The organism is Pseudomonas sp. 9.1(2019), assembly GCF_009910445.1.
Taxonomy (GTDB): domain Bacteria; phylum Pseudomonadota; class Gammaproteobacteria; order Pseudomonadales; family Pseudomonadaceae; genus Aquipseudomonas; species Aquipseudomonas paraversuta.
This window is the reverse complement of the sequence record NZ_VBWF01000010.1, coordinates 774,730-792,527: the sequence shown is the minus strand read 5'-3', so window position 1 is coordinate 792,527 and position 17,798 is coordinate 774,730. Positions and strand designations below refer to the sequence as shown.

Sequence of the window (17,798 nt, the reverse complement as noted above, 5' to 3'; positions counted from 1 at the left end):
AAGCATCGCCGGCAAGCCGGCTCCCACATGGGCATATTGGCGTATTGGCCCATGGTTTGTGTGCACTTGTGGGAGCTGGCTTGCCAGCGATGCAGGCGCCCGGGTATGTCTGAAGCATCGCCGGCAAGCCGGCTCCCACATGGGCATATTGGCGCATTGGCCCAGGGCTTGTGTGCACTTGTGGGAGCTGGCTTGCCAGCGATGCGGGCGCCCGGGTTTGTCTGAAGCATCGCCGGCAAGCCGGCTCCCACATGGGCATATTGGTGCATTGGCCAAGGGCTTGTGTGCAGTTGTGGGAGCTGGCTTGCCAGCGATGCAGGCGCCCGGGTTTGTCTGAAGCAGCACCGGCAAGCCGGCTGCCACAGAACAGGGGCAGATTTGCTATGCTCGCGCCCTCGACTTCAAGCGCCAACATAGGCGCGTCCAGTTCACATTGAGCGTAATTATGTCTGCCGATACCCAAGCCACAACGGCGCGTTTTTCCCGTTCCGACTACCGAACCCTGGGGCTGGCAGCTCTGGGCGGGGCGCTGGAGATCTACGATTTCATCATTTTCGTGTTCTTTGCCCTGACCCTCAGTCAACTGTTTTTCCCGCCGGACATGCCTGAATGGCTGCGCTTGCTGCAAAGCTTCGGCATTTTCGTGACCGGCTATCTGGCACGTCCGCTGGGCGGAATCCTGATGGCGCACTTTGCCGACCATCTGGGGCGCAAGCGGGTGTTCAGCCTCAGTATTCTGATGATGGCACTGCCGTGTCTGCTGATCGGCATCATGCCCACTTATGCCGATATCGGTTATTTCGCGCCGCTGATCCTGTTGGCCCTGCGCATCCTGCAGGGGGCGGCAGTCGGCGGCGAGGTGCCCAGCGCCTGGGTGTTTGTCGCCGAACACGCGCCGGCCGGGCGCCGGGGCTTTGCCCTGGGCTTTTTGCAGGCCGGGTTGACCTTCGGTTATCTGATCGGCGCCTTGACCGCGACACTGCTGGCACAACTCTTTACCCCGGCAGAAATTCTCGACTACGCCTGGCGTTTCCCGTTCCTGCTCGGCGGCGTTTTTGGTGTGATTGGCGTGTGGTTGCGCCGCTGGCTCAGTGAAACTCCGGTATTTCTGGCTTTGCGCGAACGCAAAGAGGGCCGGGCAGAGTTCCCGCTGCGCACCGTATTGCGCGATCACCGGGCGTCATTGCTGCCGGCGGCATTGCTCACCTGCGTGCTGACCAGTGCCGTGGTGGTGTTTGTGGTGATCACCCCGACCGTGATGCAGCAGCGCTTTGGCATGACGGCCAGCCATACCTTTGCCCTGAGCAGTCTGGGCATCGTGTTTTTGAATATCGGTTGTGTACTGGCCGGGCTGATCGTCGACCGCATTGGCGTATGGCGCAGCATCGTGCTCTACAGCGTGCTGCTGCCGCTGGGCATTGGCCTGCTGTACGCCAGTCTGGTGGGTCAATGGGCCTTGCCCGGCCTGGCATACGCCTTCGCCGGTCTGACCTGCGGAATTGTCGGGGTGGTGCCTTCGGTCATGGTCGGCCTGTTTCCGGCGCCGATCCGCGTCTCGGGGATTTCCTTCACCTACAACATTGCCTACGCATTGTGGGCCAGTACCACGCCGTTGCTGCTGATTGCGCTGATGCCGTGGAGTGCCTGGGTGTGCGTGATGTTCTGCGCGATGATGGGCCTGGTCGGGGTATTGACGGCCCGTCGTTATGGCCTCAACCGTGACAATCTGGTTGAGCGGCGCCTGGTGGCCAAGGCTGAAATGTAACGGGGCGAATGGGGGCGGGACTAATTTCAGGGCTGTGTCGAGCGTCTTCCATGGGCAGGCCTGTGTTTGTGACACCGGTCTGCCCAACTATCTGCAGGAGACAACCGATGGCATTTGACCGTGAAGACACGCAGTTTCTGGTGGTGATCAATGGGGAGCAACAATACTCGATCTGGCCCGAGTTCAAGGCCGTGCCGCAAGGCTGGTCAGCGGTAGGCGTCGCGGCCTCCAGGGCCGAGTGCCTGGCATACATCGAAGCCAACTGGACCGACATGCGCCCGGCCAGCCTGCGCGAGGCGATGCAGGCCTGACGCTGGACCGACACAGCTCGCGAGCAAGCTCGCTCCTACAAATAAAAACGCCGCTGACCCGAAACGGACCGCGGCGTTTTTGCACATCCAACACCCGATCCTCCTGTAGGAGCGAGCTTTTCAACAAAGAACAACGCCGCCGCCCCCCGAAACGGACCGCGGCGTTTTTGCATATCCAACACCCGATCCTCCTGTAGGAGCGAGCTTGTCTCGCGAGCTTTGCCATACGCACACAGCTCGCGAGCAAGCTCGCTCCTACAGAATGCGGTACCTCGTTTACCAGCGGTAATTGACCGAGCCGATCAACGTGCGCTCGTCGCCATATCGGCAAGAAACGTTGCAGAACAGGTACTTCTCATTGGACAGGTTTTGCGCCTTCATGGCCACGGTCCAGTTGTCGTCGACTTCGTAGCTGACTTTCGCGTCGAACAGGGTGTAGGCGTCAACCTTCTCGTCCAGGTCCGAGCTGGAGGTGCGGCTGGTACCCATGTAGCGGGCCCCGCCGCCGAGCACGACCTTGGGCAGACCCAGGGCGCTCAGGCGATAGTCGGCCCACAGGCTGGCCATGTGGTAAGGCACGCCGTCGATGCGGGTACCGACCCGGCTGGCCACGGAGTCTTCGGTAATCTTGGCATCGGTGTAGGTATAGGAGGCGGTGGTGCTGAGGTTGGCGGTGATCTCGGCTTTTGCCTCCAGCTCGACACCCCGGGAGCGGGTCTCACCGAACTGCACGGTGTTGCCGGTGAGGTCGGTGCTCAGGGAGTTTTTCTGCTTGAGGTCGTACACCGCGGCGGTCAACAGCGCATTCATGCCTGGCGGGGTGTAGCGCACACCCATTTCGTACTGTTCGCCTTCGGTTGGCTCGAATGAGGTGTCGGCGTTGGCGTTGAACACGTTGGCCGGCAAGAACGACTGGCTCCAGCTGATGTAGGGCGCCAGGCCATTGTCTGCTTCATACACCAGGCCTATGCGGCCAGTGGCTTTCTTGTCTTCCCGTGGCGTGCGCTTGCCGGTGGCATTGGCATAGGTTCGGCTCTCGGCCCAGTCCTGGCGACCGCCCAGGACCAGAATCCACTTGTCGTCGAACTTGATCTGATCCTGGAGGTAAAGACCGGTCTGCGAACTGTGCAGGTCCGATCCGCTATCGGCCGAGGTAATGGTGGTCGGTGCGTCGTACACCGGTGCGTCCGGGTTGAATAGCGAAGTGGCGCCAGCGTAGCGATGGGAGTCGTAGGTCTTGTGGTAGTAATCCACCCCGGCCAGCAGAGTGTGCTGCCAGCGGCCGCTGTTGAGGGTCCATTGCACGTTATTGTCGCTGGTCCAGCCTTCGGAGTGCTCACGGCGGATGCTCGCCCTGCGGGCCAGCAGTCCCTGATTGCGCAAGGCGGCGCTGCCGGTATCGGCAATTTGCATGTAGTCCCAGCTCAGGTTTGCATCGAAGTGGCGCAGCGAATGCAGGACTTTCAGGTCAGGGGTGAAGCTGTGTTCGAACAGGTAGCCGATGGTGGTCGAGTAGTTGTTGTAGTGATCGAAGCCGCGCTCGCCGGTGAACAAATCGCGGTCGACCTTGGGGTAAAGGGTGCTGGATGACGTCGTCAGGTCATAGTCCAGCGGCGGCGCGAAGCTGGTGCGGGTTTCCTGGTAGCTGGCGAGGAAGGTCAGCGAGGTGTCCTCGTCCGGACGCCAGGTGAAGGCCGGCGCGATATAGCGACGGTCATCGGGAGCGTCGACGGTCTGGGTGTCACTGTCGCGCCACAGGCCCGTGAGGCGGTAGGAAAACTGCCCCTGGTCGTCCAGCGGGCCGCCCAGGTCGAAGCTGTACTGCTTGCGCGCATGGCTGCCGTATTCGACGTTGACTTCATGCAGCGGGACATCGGTCGGGCGCTTGGTGATGGTGTTGATCAGGCCGCCCGGCGACAGTTGGCCGTACAGCACTGAAGACGCGCCCTTGACCACTTCCACGCGCTCCAGGCCGTAGGGTTCGATGCCGCCGTCATACACGCTGCCTTGCAGTTTCATGCCGTCGCGCAGAATACCGCCGGTGCCCGAGCCCACGTTGAAACCACGGATCACGAAGTCATCGCCCACACGGCTGAAACCCCCCGGCTGGGTAATCACCCCCGGGGTGAAGCTCAGGACTTCGGCCAGGGTATCGGCCTTGCGTTGGTCCATTTCATCGCGGGTGATGATCGACACCGACTGCGGGATTTCCTTGATCGCCGCGTCGGTTTTGCTGGCGCTGGTGCTGCGCGTCGCCACCGGGCCGCTGACATGGCCGGTGGGGTTCTCGACGGCTTTGGCATTGATGCTGGTTTCTTCCAGCATCAGCGCGCCCCCGGGCGCTGCGGTAGCGGGTTGCTCGGCGGCGAAGGCGGTGCTCAGTGGCAGGCTACTGAGACACAGGGCCAGCGCCAAGGGATGGTAGGCGAAGAGGTTTTTTGCGTGCATGGAGGTTCCGGAGTGAGAAGTGATTATTTTTTTAGTTGATTAAGGGCAGGCCGCGCGCTACCCGATCCCCATCAGGCAGCGTGCGGCCAAATACGATGGATCAGGGGTGGTAGTCGTCGAAGAACGTCTCGCGTTCAAGGCGCAGCAGGGCGGCTTTCTTGTGGGGCAGGGTGATGGTCTTGAGCCTGCAGAAACCCTGGGACTCAAGGAAACCGATCTGCCGGGTATGGTCGATCCGCGGTTCGCCGAGGATGCGCTGGGTGCGCGGCTCGTCGATGAACATGTAGTGCATCAGCGAGCGGAACCAGCCCTTGAGCTTGCCGGCGCTCTGGTGCTTGCTCTCGCCGACCACCACGTGCCAGCCACGGTCGTGGTCCTGTGCATCGTAATAGGGGGCGATGCGGTCTTCCTTGCACCAGTAGATCTCGAAATAGGCAAACGGCTCGTCGTTGTAGCTGCCGATCAGTGGCAGCACCCGCGGGTCATCCAGCATCTGTTGCAGGTACGCGGCATGTTCATCCAGGCTGCCGGTCTGCTCCCAGAAGAACGCGACCTGCTCCAGGTTCATCCAGCGGTTGAAACGCTCCAGGTCCAGACCGATGTCCACGGTGCGCAAGCTGAAGGTGGTGTTCAGGCCGGGCAGTTCGCGGCGATAGACCTCGCCGTGGGGAATGGGTGGCCGCTGCGGATGGCGCTTTTCCCCGCTGAAGGTGTAGCGCAGCGGCATGCCGGCGGCGGAACTGGTAGTAAGCCAGGGCAGCGGGTGTTGCCAGAAACTGCTGCGCGAGCAGGCCAGGCGTGCGGTATGGCCATCATGACCGAGCAGGGTGTCGAACACCCCCTGGCGTATGGCATCCCGTGCGCGGTCGAGGGAGAGCGGGGCACTGACTTCCAGCAGCGGGACGCGGGACGAATTGCAGAAGACCTGGCCCAGCAGTGCCAGCAGACCACTGACCGGGAACGCTTCGGGCAGGCTTTCCAGTTGCACATGGGCATCCTGGCGGCGGAAATACACCGGGGCAACACCCTCGATGGTCAGGCTGGCGTTACCATCGTCCGCCACCCGGGCGATCACGCTGCGGCCGTCAGCCAGAAGAAGGGTGAAGTTAGGCGTGGTCATGATGCTTCTCCGTTAGTGTTTTCTCGCGTATGCCGGCCCGAAAACAACTGCCCGGCAGTGGCCGGCGCAGTTGGTGCAGGCGAAGCTTAGGTAAAACTGTAACGAATGGGAATCAGAACTATTTAGATTTTATTTCTTGACGGATTCTGTCCTGCTCCGGATCAGCGCTTGCGCGCCAGCAACCACATGAAATACGGGCCGCCGATGAAGGTGGCGAACATCCCGGCGGGGATCTGCCACGGGAACACCAGGTTGCGCCCCAGCCAGTCGGCCAGCACCAGCAGCGTGCCGCCCAGCAGGGCCGAAAGCAGCAATTGTGCGACCGGCCGTTGTGCGCCCAGCAGGCGCGCCATGTGCGGCGCGATCAGGCCGACGAAACTCAGCGGCCCGACCACCAGGGTGGCCGCCGCGGTCATCACCGCAGTCAGCAGCAACAGCAGCAGACGGCTGCCGCCCAGGGAAATCCCCAGCGCCCGGGTGCGTTCGGCGCCCAGCGGCATGATCGCCAGCCAGCGGTTGCACAACGGTGTGACCAGCAGGAACAGCGCGGCCAGGGCGCAGATGATCACTGCCTGGCTGGCGTCTATGCGATAGGTTGAGCCGGTCATCCAGCTGAGCATCAGCAGCACCCGGGAATCGCCGCTGACCATGAACAGCGCGGCAAAGGCGTTGAGCAATGTGCTCAGGGCCACGCCGGTGAGCAGCATGCGGTCGGGGGCGAAGGCGCTGCGCCAGCTCAGGGCGACGATGGCCAGCAAGGCGAGCAGGGCGCCAAAGGTGGCCGCCAGCAACAACAGCAAAGGGCTGAAGCCGGGCACCAGCAGCAGGGCAAAAATGCCGCCCAGTGCGGCGCCGGAACTCACGCCGAGCATCTCCGGACTGGCCATGGGGTTACCGGTCATGCGTTGCATCAAGGTCCCGGCCAGGGCCAGCAGGATGCCGGCGCCAAAGGCCGCGGCAACCCGGGGCGCGCGCCATGGCAGCAGGGCGTCGAACTCGGCGCCGCTGCTGAAATACCAGCCATCCGGCCCGCGGCCCCAGGTCAGCGCAAGGAACAGGGCAATGGCCAGCACTGCGAGCAATATCCAGCTGGTGCGTTTGAGCCGGGCGACCTGAGCGGTTGCGCGGGCGGCTGGCGGGTTGAGGCGGGTTTCATGCAGGCGGCTCAGCAGCACCAGCAGCAGTGGCGCACCAAGGAACGCAGTGAGGATGCCGGTGGGGATCTCGCCCCCCAGCAGCGGCGCCAACGCCTGAACCACCTGGTCGGCCAATAGCAGCAGCAAGGCCCCGAACAAGGGTGCCCAGAGCAAACGCTGGCGCAGGGTGCGGGCGCCGGCCAGGCGGGCCAGGGCGGGAGCGGCCAGGCCGACAAAACCTATCACCCCGACACTGGCGATGGCGCTGGCGCTCAAGGCTACGGCCACGGCCAGGGCCATCAGGCGCAGGCGGTTGGGCGACAGGCCCAGGCTGCCGGCCGCTGCATCGTTGAGGCCCAGCAGTTGCAGCGGCCGGGCCAGCAGTGCGGCGAGCAGTGCAGCCACCCCAAGGCGTGGCGCCAGGTGATACACATCCTGCCAGCTGTTCTGGTTCAGCGAGCCCGATTGCCAGATGAACAGATTGCTCAAGACTTCATGGTTGGCCAGCACCAGCAAGGTGCTCAGGGTCCCGCAATACAGGTTGATGATCAGCCCCGAGAGAATCAGCGCCACCGGCGACAGGCGCCGGCTCCAGGCCAGGCCCAGCACCGCGAGCATGCCCAGGGCGGCGCCGGCCAGGGCCACGCCTTCCTGGCCGCCGTCCAGCAGGCCCGGGGCATAGATTGCGCAGGCGGAAAGGGCCAGGTAGGCACCGGAAGCCACGCCCAGGGTGGTCGGTTCGGCAATGGGGTTGCGCAGCACTTGCTGGAATATCACCCCGGCCAGGGCCAGGGCCGCGCCCACCAGCAGGCTGATCACCAGCCGTGGCAAAAAGCTGTAGCGCACCAGCAGGGCGGGCAGATCCTCGGGCGACGCCGGGCCGATGGCAGTGCTCCATGAAACATGGGCCAACAGCGAATTGCCCTGGTGGACGCTCAGGGCCAGAGCGATCAATAGCAGGCCGAGGGCCAGCCAGACCGGTTGCCGGCGCAGGGGTGAAGTGGGTTCAGGCACGGTTGGATTCCATGGCGAGCAGTTGTTCGGTGATGGACAGGGCCAGGCGCTGCGCGGTCAGCAACCCGCCACTGGGGTAGAACCGTGGCAGCCCCAGGGCGCGGCCTTCGTGGATCATCGGCAAAGCGCGCCAGATCGGACTGTTGTCCAGCCGGCGCTGGGCGGCCAGAGCTTCGCGGGGGTTGGTGTAATACAGCAGCGATGCGTCGGGTTGCTCAAGCAGTGTCTCGATGCCCACCGCGGGGCTGCCGCCCCAGGCATTGGTGCGGCCCTGATAGGCATTGCGCAGACCCAGGCGCTCGAGTACGGCCTGATACATGCCCTTGGCACCGAACAGCAACAGGTGGCGACCGTCCGGGTTGAGGCGCGCGATGTACACCGGGCGCTGGCTGACCGGTGCCAGCCTGACGCGCAACTGCTCGAGCAGGCGGTCGGTCTGTTCCAGCAATGCCTGTGCCTCGGCGCGCCGGTTCACCAGAGCGCCGAGCTCCAGCACTACCTGGCCGGCATTGCGATAGGGCTGGGCGTTCGCGCTATAGATATCGAAGCTGCGCAACGGCGCGATACGCGAGAGCAAGGTGCCTTCCAGCTGCCAGGAGGTGCCGATGATCAGCTCCGGCGCCAGGCGTTGCAGGTACTCCAGATTGGGCTCGATGCTCGGGCCCAGATCCAGCACATCGTCGGGCAATTCCGGGCTGGAGACGAACTCGCGATAATACCCGGCGTTGACCACCGCCCGGGGCGCCACGCCGAGGCCGAGCAGGCTTTCGGTAAGGGCAGGCTCGAAACTGACAATATCGACTTTCGGCAGTGTCGGATCGCCAGCGCGGACCACAGGCAAGCCGCACAGCGCGACCGGCAACAATGCGAGGCCGGTCAGGGCCCGACGGCGGGTAATGGGCATTGCAACAGACTCCGAAGCAGACAGGTCGCCCTCAGGCGAGAATGAGAGTCTATAGCAACAGCACCTAATTCCCAATACCTGCAATAATGCTGCGTCCTAAAGAATCCGCCACAGGCTTCGTCTATTCCGGGAACCCAATTTATCGATGGCGGCGGCGTGACGGCCTGCGCCAGCCGACCCCCAAGGAGACACCATGTCATTGTTCGGTATGCTGGTTCGCACCTCGCACACACGGCTGGCCGTGGCCATTGGCGCGAGCCTGGTCTGCGGTCTGGCCAACGTGTTGCTGGTGGCGCTGATCAACCAGGCCCTGAATGCTCCACTGGACGGCCTGGCCAGCTATGCGCTGCCCTTCGTGCTGGTGATAGCCCTGGTGATGGGCAGCCAGGTGCTGTCCAGGGCGTTGTTCGCCTACCTCAGTCAACAAGGCCTGGCCACCCTGCGCATGCACATTTCACGGCACGTGGTTGCGGCGCCCCTGCGCGGGCTGGAAAAGGCCGGACGTGGACGTATCCAGGCGGCCCTGGCCGACGACACCACCACCTTGTCGAACTTCTTTACCGGCTTCCCGATGCTGGTGACCAGTGCCGTGGTGGTGCTCGGTTGCCTGGGCTACCTGGCATACCTGTCGTGGGTGATATTTCTGGTTTCGGTGTTGGCCATCGGCCTTGGCTCCCTGGGCTACCACCTGTGCCATTCCCACATGCTGCAGTACTTCCGCAAGGCCGGTGCCAGCCAGGACGAACTCTTCGGTCATTTCGACGCCATGGTCTCGGGGGCCAAGGAACTCAAACTCAACCGCTCCAAGGCCCGGCGTTTTCTCGATGAAGTGCTGGTCAGCGCTGTCGAGCAAGTGCGCCGCAACCGGGCCAAGGGCCTGATGCTGTTCGCCATTACCGGTGGCTGGGGGCGTTTGCTGTTTCTGGTGCTGATTGGTGTGGTGCTGTTCCTGCGCCTGTGGGTGCCTTCCGACACGGCGGTGATCACCGGCTACGTGATGGTTTTCCTGTACATGATGGGCCCTCTGGAAGGCGTGCTGCTGAACCTGCCGCAGATGAGTCAGGCACGAGTCGCCAGCGCACGGATTGAAGCGACCCTTGCGCAACTGGAAGCCGAAGCCCGCTCGCAAACGCCGGCGCCTGCGGTGCAGGCCAAGGGCGTGACCCTGGAGCTGGATGGTCTGACCCATGGTTATTTCAGTGAGCGCGAGGATGAAGTTTTTACCCTTGGCCCGGTCACGCTGACCCTCAAGCCTGGCGAGATTACCTTCCTGGTCGGAGGCAACGGCAGCGGCAAGACCACCCTGGCCAAGCTGATTGCCGGCCTGTATGTGCCGGAAAGTGGCGAAGTGCGGGTCGATGGCCGACCTGTGGCGGCGGACGGGCGGGACGATTATCGCCAGCTGTTTTCGGCGGTATTCTCGGACTTCCACCTGTTCGACACTCTGCTCGAAGCGCCGGATTCCAGCCTCGACAGCCAGGCATCTGATTGGCTGGCCAAGCTGCACCTGGAGCACAAAGTCAGCGTCAGCAATGGTTCGTTTTCCACCCGTGAACTGTCCCAGGGCCAGCGCAAGCGCCTGGCGTTGATCGTTGCCTGTCTCGAAGGGCGGCCGGTGATCATCTTTGACGAATGGGCGGCAGACCAGGACCCGGCGTTCCGTGAAGTGTTCTATTGCGAACTGCTGCCTGAGTTGCGGGCCCAGGGTAAGACGTTGCTGGTCATCTCCCACGATGACCGTTATTTCCATCTGGCCGATCAGTTGATCAAGCTTGAGCGTGGGCAGATTGTCAGCCGGTAGTCGCTGGTTTGCTTTGCCAGCCGTGCCGGATGTGTAGATCTATACATCCCGCCGTGTACATATCCATTTGATGTATCACGGCTTTTTACGGGTTCCGCCCTTACGGCGGCTCACTTTTGTCAAACAGCCACAAAAGTAAGCAAAAAGGCCTTGCCCCAGCGTACGGCCTTCGCTGCGCTCAGGTTCCCTCGCTCCGGTCCTGCTCCGTGGCCACGCCGTGACGGGCCATCCATGGCCCAACACGGCTCTCCCGGCATCCATGCCGGGAGGACCACTACGCAGAACCTCCTCTCGGCCTCCCGAAGGGGCCAGTAGATCAAGATCAAAAACAAATCAAAAGCAGATCAAAAGCAGATCAAAAACGACCTGTAGGCGCTGTTTTGATTTTTGCTTTTAAAAACGATGTCCCTGCCGCCACTCGATAGTCGAAACGACGCGGATGCCCATCACAGAAGGCCGAACGCAGGTGCTGTTGTGGGGGTGGCGAGGCAGGACGCCGAGCCAGCCGTGCCGGGCCATGGATGGCCCGTCACGGCGTGCCCCCACAACAGTGCCGGAGTGAGGGCACCGGGCGAGCCTAGGCGAGCTCGGCCGTATGGTAGGGCGCAGACCTTTTGGTTCCTTTTGGGGCGTTTGCCAAAAGGGACTCGCCGTAAGGGCGAAACCCGTAAAAAGCCATGATACATAGAATGGATATGCACGCTCCTTCCGAAGGGGCTTGAAGATCAAGATCAAGATCAAAAAACGATCCTGTAGTCGCCAGTCGCGCCCCTCGGTGTGTCAGATACACGCGGTTTGAGGGGTTGCGGGCTTTGCCCGATCGCCGCCTCGCACAGCTCGCCAGCGACTACAGACCAGGCCAGGTCTGGTGCCCTGCAAATAACAATATTTATCAAAGACAGTTAATTCCCCAGGTATTTCTTTCGTTCTTATTAGCAGTGTTCCAGGCAAGGCCGGCCCGGCTTGTCGACTGCTTTTAAGGAGATCCGCAGTGTCCGTCGCCCCCGATCGCATCCGCCTGTTCTGCTTCGCCTGTTCCGGCGCGAGTGCCATGGCCTTCGCCCCGTGGCGGGCTGTATTGCCGGCATGGCTCGATGTGCAGCCGGTCGAACTGCCCGGCCACGGGGGCCGTGGCGATGAACCGTTGCAGGTGGATATGCCCGTCCTCGCCGCCAGCCTGGCGGCCGAACTGGCGCCGATGATCAACGGCCCTTACCTGATGCTCGGCCATAGCGTCGGCGGCGTGGTGGCCCTGGAGGTGGCCCACGCCCTGGTCGCTCTGGGGCTCGAACCGCCCGAAGCCCTGATCGCCGTGGCCAGTACCGCCCCCGGGCAGCGCGACGGTAATCCCGATGCGCAACCCATGACCGATGCCGAACTGATCGCCGAGTTGCTTCGCCTCGACGGTACACCCCGGGCAGTACTCGACGATCCGCAATTGCTGGCCATGGTGCTGCCGGTGCTGCGCGCGGATTTCCTCCTCGGTGACCGCTATCAGCCGCCGCGCCGTGGGCCTTTGCCTTGCGCCCTGCATGTGTTCGGCGGGCGTGACGACAGTGTCGCCGTCAGTGCCCTGGCGGCCTGGGAAGCCGAATGCAGCGGGCCGTTCCATTTGCAGATCTGCGACGGCGGGCACTTTTTCCTGCATCGCCAGCGCGCCGACTTCCTCCAGCGCCTGCTCGCGCTGTGCCTGGATCTACGCCAGCAGGCATCGCGTCTCTCGCTCCCTTCATTGCGCGCCCTGGGTTGATCCGGGTCGTACCGCCGTCCTTTTTTCGCGGAGTCTTCCATGCTTGATTCACGCTTCGATATCCGGCCCCTGCGCCATGCCGATACCCCCTTGCCGCTGCTGATTGAAGCCCGCGAGCCCGGTCTTGAACTGGCGGTCTGCCTGCCCGCGCTGCGGGCGCTGATCGAGCAGCAACTGCTGGTCGCCGGCGGCGTATTGCTGCGCGGCTTCGAGGTGCAGACCGCCGAGCGCTTTCGCTCTTTCGCCACCGGCTTCGGTTCGGACCTGCTGACCTACGAGTTCGGTTCCACGCCGCGCAGCAACGTCACCGCCGGCATCTACACCTCTACCGAATATCCGCCGCACCAGCACATCCCGCTGCATAACGAACAGGCCTACACCCGGGACTGGCCAATGAAAATCTGGTTCTTCTGCCAGCAGGCATCTCCCGTAGGCGGTGCCACGCCGATTGGTGACAGCCGGGCAATTTATCGTCGGGTTGGTGAACAGATTCGCCAGCGCTTCGCCAGCAAAGGCCTGATGTACACCCGCAACTACGGCAACGGCCTGGACGTGTCCTGGGAGCAGGTATTCAACACCCAGGACCGCGCTGTCGTGCACGCCTACTGCGAGGCCCACGGCATCAGCCTGGAGTGGAAAGACGACGGCGGCCTGCGCACGCGCCAGGTTTGCCAGGCGGTGGCCACCCATCCGCGCACCGGCGACGCGGTGTGGTTCAACCAGGCGCACCTGTTCCACGTTTCCAACTTGCCCGAGGAGGTGCGCGAAACCCTGCTCGATCTGGTGGAGGAAGAGGACTTGCCGCGCAACGTCTATTACGGCGACGGCAGCCCGCTGGAAGAAAGCCTGCTGGAGGACATTCGCGGCGTGATGCAACAGGAACAGGTCGAATTTTCCTGGCAGGACAATGACGTGCTGATGCTCGACAACATGCTCACCGCCCACGGTCGCGCACCGTTTCAGGGGCCACGCAAAGTGGTGGTGGCCATGGCCGAACCCCACGGCGCCGACGTGCGCTGAGTACCCCCCGATTTTTTTCTGACTTTTTGCGATTGCAGGAGGACGCCCCATGGCCATCCCACATCAGCCTCAACCCCAATCCCTGATCGAGATGCTGGCGCAGCGCGCCGAGCAGCAAGGCGATCAACTGGCCCTGCGCTTTCTCGGTGACGGTAACCAGACCACCGAGCTGTACACCTACGCCCAGCTGGATGCCCGGGTCCGGCACCTGGCCGCCTGCCTCGGGCAGCACGCCGGGGAGGGCGACCGGGTGCTCCTGCTGCTGACCAACGGCCCGGACTACATAGTGGCCTTTTTCGCATGCCTGTATGCCGGGCTGATCGCGGTGCCGGCCTATCCGCCGGAGCGCAATCGCCAGTTCCACACCGAACGCCTGCAAGGCATGGCCATGGATGCCGAGCCCTCGTTGATTCTCTGCGAGCATGCTGCCCTCGACGCTTCCCGGTTGCTGCGTGACGGCCTGACCCTGGCGTCCTTGCCGGCCCTGGCCAGTGTCCAGGATCTTGAAGCGCAAGCGCCCCGGGCCTGGCAACCCCGTGCCGTGCCGGGCGATGCCATCGCCATGCTGCAATACACCTCCGGCTCCACCTCCGAACCCAAGGGCGTCGAAGTCACCCACGCCAACCTGCTGGACAATCAGCGCCTGTTGCAAATGGGCTTTGGCACCCGCCCGGGGGATGTCTTTGTCAGCTGGCTGCCGCTGTACCACGACATGGGCCTGATCGGCGGCATGCTGCAACCTATCTATGCCGGGGTGCCGCTGGTGTTGCTGACCACCCAGCACTTCCTCGCCCGGCCGGCGCGCTGGCTGGAAGCGATCCACCGCTACGGCGGCACCCTCAGCGGCGGCCCTGACTTTGCCTTCCGCCTGTGTACCGAGAGCGTGCGCGACAGCCTGCTTGCCGAGCTCGACCTGAGCCAGTGGCGGGTTGCGTTTTGCGGTTCCGAACCGGTGCGGGCCGACACCCTGGCCGACTTCGTTGAGCGCTTCTCGCCGGCAGGGCTGGCGGCAACCACCGTACATCCATGCTACGGCCTGGCTGAAGCGACCCTGATGGTCACCAGCAACACCCGTGGCGGCCCGTACTACACCCTGCATGTGGACCATGAGCAATTGGCGCTGGGCCGGGTGGTCCCTGACCCGCACGGCAGCGAAATGGTCAGCAGCGGCGGTTTGCTGTTCGATGATCAGGTGCGCCTGATGGACCCGCAGACCCTGCAACCGGTGGCTGAAAACAGCGTGGGTGAAATCTGGGTGCGCGGGCCCAGTGTGGCCCGTGGCTACTGGCGCAACCCCGAGGCCACCGCCCGTACCTTCCTCGACCTGCCCGACGGCCGCTGGCTGCGTAGCGGCGACCTGGCGTTCCTGCATCAGGGCGGTCTGTTCATCACCTCGCGGGCCAAGGATGTGATCATCATTCGCGGCCAGAACCGTTACCCGCAAGACATCGAAAAAGCCGTGGAGCAGGGCGTCGAAGCGGTGCGCAAGGGCCGTGTCGCAGCGTTTCCGGTGCAGGTCGACGGGCGCGAATGCATTGGCATCGCCGCCGAGATCGGGCGCAGTGTGCAAAAGAAATTCGACCCTCAAGTATTGATCGAAGCCATCGACCGGGTGGTCAGTGAAACCCAGCAGGAACCGGCCAGCGTCATTGCCCTGCTCGAGCCGGCGGCCTTGCCCAAGACCACCAGCGGCAAGCTGCAACGCTCGGCCTGCCGCCAGCGTCTGGAGACCGGTGAACTGGGCGCGTATCACGTCTATCGCCGGCCCGTATTGAGCCGCAGTGGGGCCGCGCCGGCAGGTGCCGCGCCCCTGGGCCACACCGAACAGCGTCTGGCGGCGATCTGGTCCGAGGTGCTGGAAGGCGCCGAGATCAGCCGCGACGACATCTTTCTCGCCGTAGGCGGGCATTCCCTCGCCGCCGTGCAAGTCCTGGCGCGGGTGCGCACCGAGTTCAACGTCGAATTGCCCCTGAGCGCGCTGTTTGCCGCCAGCCCCCTGGCCCGGCTGGCGGCCATGGTTGACGCTGCACCACGTCTGGCCGCCGGCGTACCCTTGCAGGCGCTGCATGTCAGCGGCCCGCAGGCCATGTCCCCGGTGCAACGCAGCCTGTGGCTGGCCCAGCAGCTGGGAGGGGAGCAGGCCGGGGCGGCCTACAACATGGTTGCCCAGTTGCGTCTGTGTGGCGAGCTGCGGGTGGACGCCCTGCAAGCGGCATTGGCCGGTGTGCTGCAACGCCAGGCGAGTTTGCGCAGTGCCTTTGTGCCGGGCCCGGATGGCGTGGCCCTGGTGCACTGTGCGGGTCAGGTGGAACTGGCCTTGCCGGTGCTTGACCTCAGTGGTCTGCGCGATGGCGAACAAACCACCGCCCTGGCGGTGGCCGAGGCCGAGGCGGCGGGGCAGCCGTTCGACCTGCAGCGCGCGCCGCTGTTACGCGCCACCCTGCTGCGCCTGGGCGCTCAGGAATATCGCTTGCTGTTGAGCATGCATCACCTGATCGGCGATGGCTGGTCGTTCGGCGTGCTGGTCCAGGAACTGGGCGCGGGGTATCAGGCGCAACTGGCCGGCAGCCAGTCGGCGCTGGCGCCGTTGAGTATTCAGTACAGCGACTATGCGGCCTGGCAGAACGCCCGGGCCGGCAGTGCCGAGCGCCAGCGCGAACGCGATTTCTGGGCCGACTATCTGCAAGGCGCCCCGCAGCAACTGGCCTTGCCCACTGACCGTGCGCGTCCCTCGGCCCCGCACACTGGCGGGGCCAGCGTGGCCTTCCAGCTCGACGCCGAACAGGTCGGGCGTCTCGAAGCCCTGGGCCGTGCCCACGGCGCCAGCCTGTTCATGGTCCTGCGGGGGGCTTTCGACTGGCTGCTGCATCGCCTCACCGGCCAGGACGATTTGATCTATGGCACCGATATCGCCGGTCGACCGCGAACCGAGCTGGAACAGCTCATCGGCTTCTTCGTCAACATCGTGCCGCTGCGCGCCCGGGTGCGCCCGCAGCAATCGTTCAACCAATGGCTGGCCCGGGTCAGCGAGGATTCATTGAGCCTGTTCGAACAGGCGGACTTGCCCTTCGAACAGATCGTCGATGCCAGCGCCGTGCCCCGCCAGCGCAACCCGCTGGTGCAGGCGCTGTTCGTGCTGCACAGCATGCCCCGGGGTCAGTTCGCGGTGCCGGGGCTGAGCGCCGAACTGCTGGCCGCGCCCGCCCAGACCTCGAAGTTCGACATGGCCCTGTTCCTGACGCCCAACCCCCGGGGGCTGGGCGGCGAGTGGGTATTCGCCACGGCGATCCTCGATGAGGCGCGGGTGCGCTGCTGGGTCGAGGCCTGGGTCGACCTGCTGGGTCAAATCCTCGCCGACCCCGAGCGTTCCCTCGACAGCCTGACCCTCGGCGCCTTGCAGCCCGCGGTTGCAGCGCCGGTCAGCGGGCGCTCGCGGCTGGAGGCCAGGCGCGACAAGTTGAAGTCCTTTGCCCGTCCGAGCACGCCGTCGGTGGCGGAGGCTGCCGTGCGCTGCACGCCGCTGAATGCCGGCTGCGAGTTGCCGCTGGTAATCGAGCCAGTCAGTGCCGATCTCGACCCCTGCGTGTGGGCCAGCCTCAACCGAGAGTTCATTGAAACCAGCCTGCGCCGGCATGCCGGCCTGCTGTTCCGTGGCTTCGGCCTGAGCACCGCGCAAGACTTCGAAGCCTTCGCCGAGGCCATCCAGCCGGGCCTGTATGGCGCCTATGGCGACTTGCCGAAGAAAGAGGGCGGGCGCAATACCTACCGCTCCACGCCATACCCCGAGCGGCAGATGATCCTGTTCCACAACGAAAGCGCGCACCTGCGACGCTGGCCGCGCAAGCAGTGGTTCTTCTGCGAGCAGCCATCGCCGGTGGGCGGTGCCACACCTATCGTCGACTGCCGGGCGATGTACCGCGCTTTGCCGGCCGCGCTGGCCGAGACCTTCGAACGCAAGGGACTGTTGTATGTGCGCACCTTCACCCCGGGCTTCGATGTGGACTGGCGCGACTTCTACAAAACCGAGCAGCGTGCCGTGGTCGAGGCCACCTGCCGCGAGCAGGGCGTGGCGTTCGAATGGCTGGCCAATGGTGGCCTGCAGACCCGCACCCCTTGCCCGGCAGTGATCCGCCACCCCTACACCGGGGAAAAGTCCTTTTTCAACCAGGTCCAGCTGCACCACGACTATTGCCTGCAAGCCGACGTGCGCCGCGACCTGCTGGGCATAGTCGGTGCCGGGTACATGCCGCGGCAGGTGTATTTCGGTGATGGCACGCCCATCGATGACCTGGTCATGGAACAACTGGGCCAGCTCTACGAAGCTTGCGCGGTGCGCTTCGACTGGCAGCGCGGGGATGTGGTGATGCTCGACAACATGCTGGTGGCCCACGCCCGGGACCCGTTCGAAGGCCCGCGGCGGATCGTCGTGGCCATGGGCGAAATGACCGACCGTAGCGTGTTCGATGACGCTGCCCAAGACAACGAAGAGCGCTCGGGCCAATCGGCCGGGCTGCCTGTTTAAGGACACT

Annotated in this window: 10 protein-coding genes; 6 read left to right on the top strand and 4 right to left on the bottom strand. The window is 64.1% G+C overall.

The features are described 5' to 3' along the window. Nucleotides 1-445 precede the first annotated feature (445 nt). Both FEZ21_RS16760 and FEZ21_RS16755 read left to right on the top strand, forming a co-directional pair. The gene (locus FEZ21_RS16760; RefSeq protein ID WP_160627897.1) at nucleotides 446-1,765 is read left to right on the top strand and encodes an MFS transporter; all 1,320 of its coding nucleotides are present in this window, start codon (nucleotides 446-448) and stop codon (nucleotides 1,763-1,765) included. Nucleotides 1,766-1,872: 107 nt separating this feature from the next. After that, complete coding sequence (locus tag FEZ21_RS16755; RefSeq protein ID WP_003444954.1) at nucleotides 1,873-2,076, top strand: MbtH family NRPS accessory protein; 204 nt, start codon at nucleotides 1,873-1,875, stop codon at nucleotides 2,074-2,076. 276 nt (nucleotides 2,077-2,352) lie between these two features. Here FEZ21_RS16755 and FEZ21_RS16750 read toward each other — a convergent pair whose 3' ends face one another. The 4 genes from FEZ21_RS16750 to FEZ21_RS16735 form a co-directional block, all read right to left on the bottom strand. Then, nucleotides 2,353-4,524: a TonB-dependent siderophore receptor gene (locus tag FEZ21_RS16750; RefSeq protein WP_160627894.1), complete on the bottom strand. Its 2,172-nt coding sequence runs from the start codon at nucleotides 4,522-4,524 to the stop codon at nucleotides 2,353-2,355. Between the two features lie 100 nt (nucleotides 4,525-4,624). Then, entirely contained in the window at nucleotides 4,625-5,644 is a 1,020-nt protein-coding gene (locus FEZ21_RS16745; RefSeq protein WP_160627892.1) for a GNAT family N-acetyltransferase, read from the bottom strand. 161 nt (nucleotides 5,645-5,805) lie between these two features. Continuing rightward, a complete protein-coding gene (gene fhuB / locus FEZ21_RS16740) occupies nucleotides 5,806-7,794 on the bottom strand; it encodes a Fe(3+)-hydroxamate ABC transporter permease FhuB (RefSeq protein ID WP_010657198.1) in 1,989 nt (662 codons plus the stop codon). Next, nucleotides 7,787-8,698: an ABC transporter substrate-binding protein gene (locus FEZ21_RS16735; protein WP_160627890.1), complete on the bottom strand. Its 912-nt coding sequence runs from the start codon at nucleotides 8,696-8,698 to the stop codon at nucleotides 7,787-7,789. The genes fhuB and FEZ21_RS16735 overlap by 8 nt, the downstream gene beginning before the upstream one ends. A gap of 193 nt (nucleotides 8,699-8,891) precedes the next feature. On the opposite strand from FEZ21_RS16735, the gene FEZ21_RS16730 reads away from it, so the two are divergent. The 4 genes from FEZ21_RS16730 to FEZ21_RS16715 all read left to right on the top strand — a co-directional run bounded on the left by FEZ21_RS16730 (nucleotide 8,892) and on the right by FEZ21_RS16715 (nucleotide 17,791). Then, nucleotides 8,892-10,499 (top strand): cyclic peptide export ABC transporter, encoded by a 1,608-nt coding sequence (locus tag FEZ21_RS16730; protein WP_160627888.1) that lies wholly within the window; start codon nucleotides 8,892-8,894, stop codon nucleotides 10,497-10,499. 991 nt (nucleotides 10,500-11,490) lie between these two features. Beyond that, nucleotides 11,491-12,249 carry a thioesterase II family protein gene (locus tag FEZ21_RS16725; protein WP_127196411.1) on the top strand — a complete coding sequence of 253 codons (759 nt, stop codon included), beginning with the start codon at nucleotides 11,491-11,493 and terminating at the stop codon, nucleotides 12,247-12,249. Nucleotides 12,250-12,288: 39 nt separating this feature from the next. After that, nucleotides 12,289-13,269, top strand: a complete 981-nt coding sequence (locus FEZ21_RS16720) for a TauD/TfdA family dioxygenase (RefSeq protein WP_003444936.1) — start codon at nucleotides 12,289-12,291, stop codon at nucleotides 13,267-13,269. 49 nt (nucleotides 13,270-13,318) lie between these two features. Further along, entirely contained in the window at nucleotides 13,319-17,791 is a 4,473-nt protein-coding gene (locus tag FEZ21_RS16715; RefSeq protein WP_160627886.1) for a condensation domain-containing protein, read from the top strand. Nucleotides 17,792-17,798: the final 7 nt, after the last annotated feature.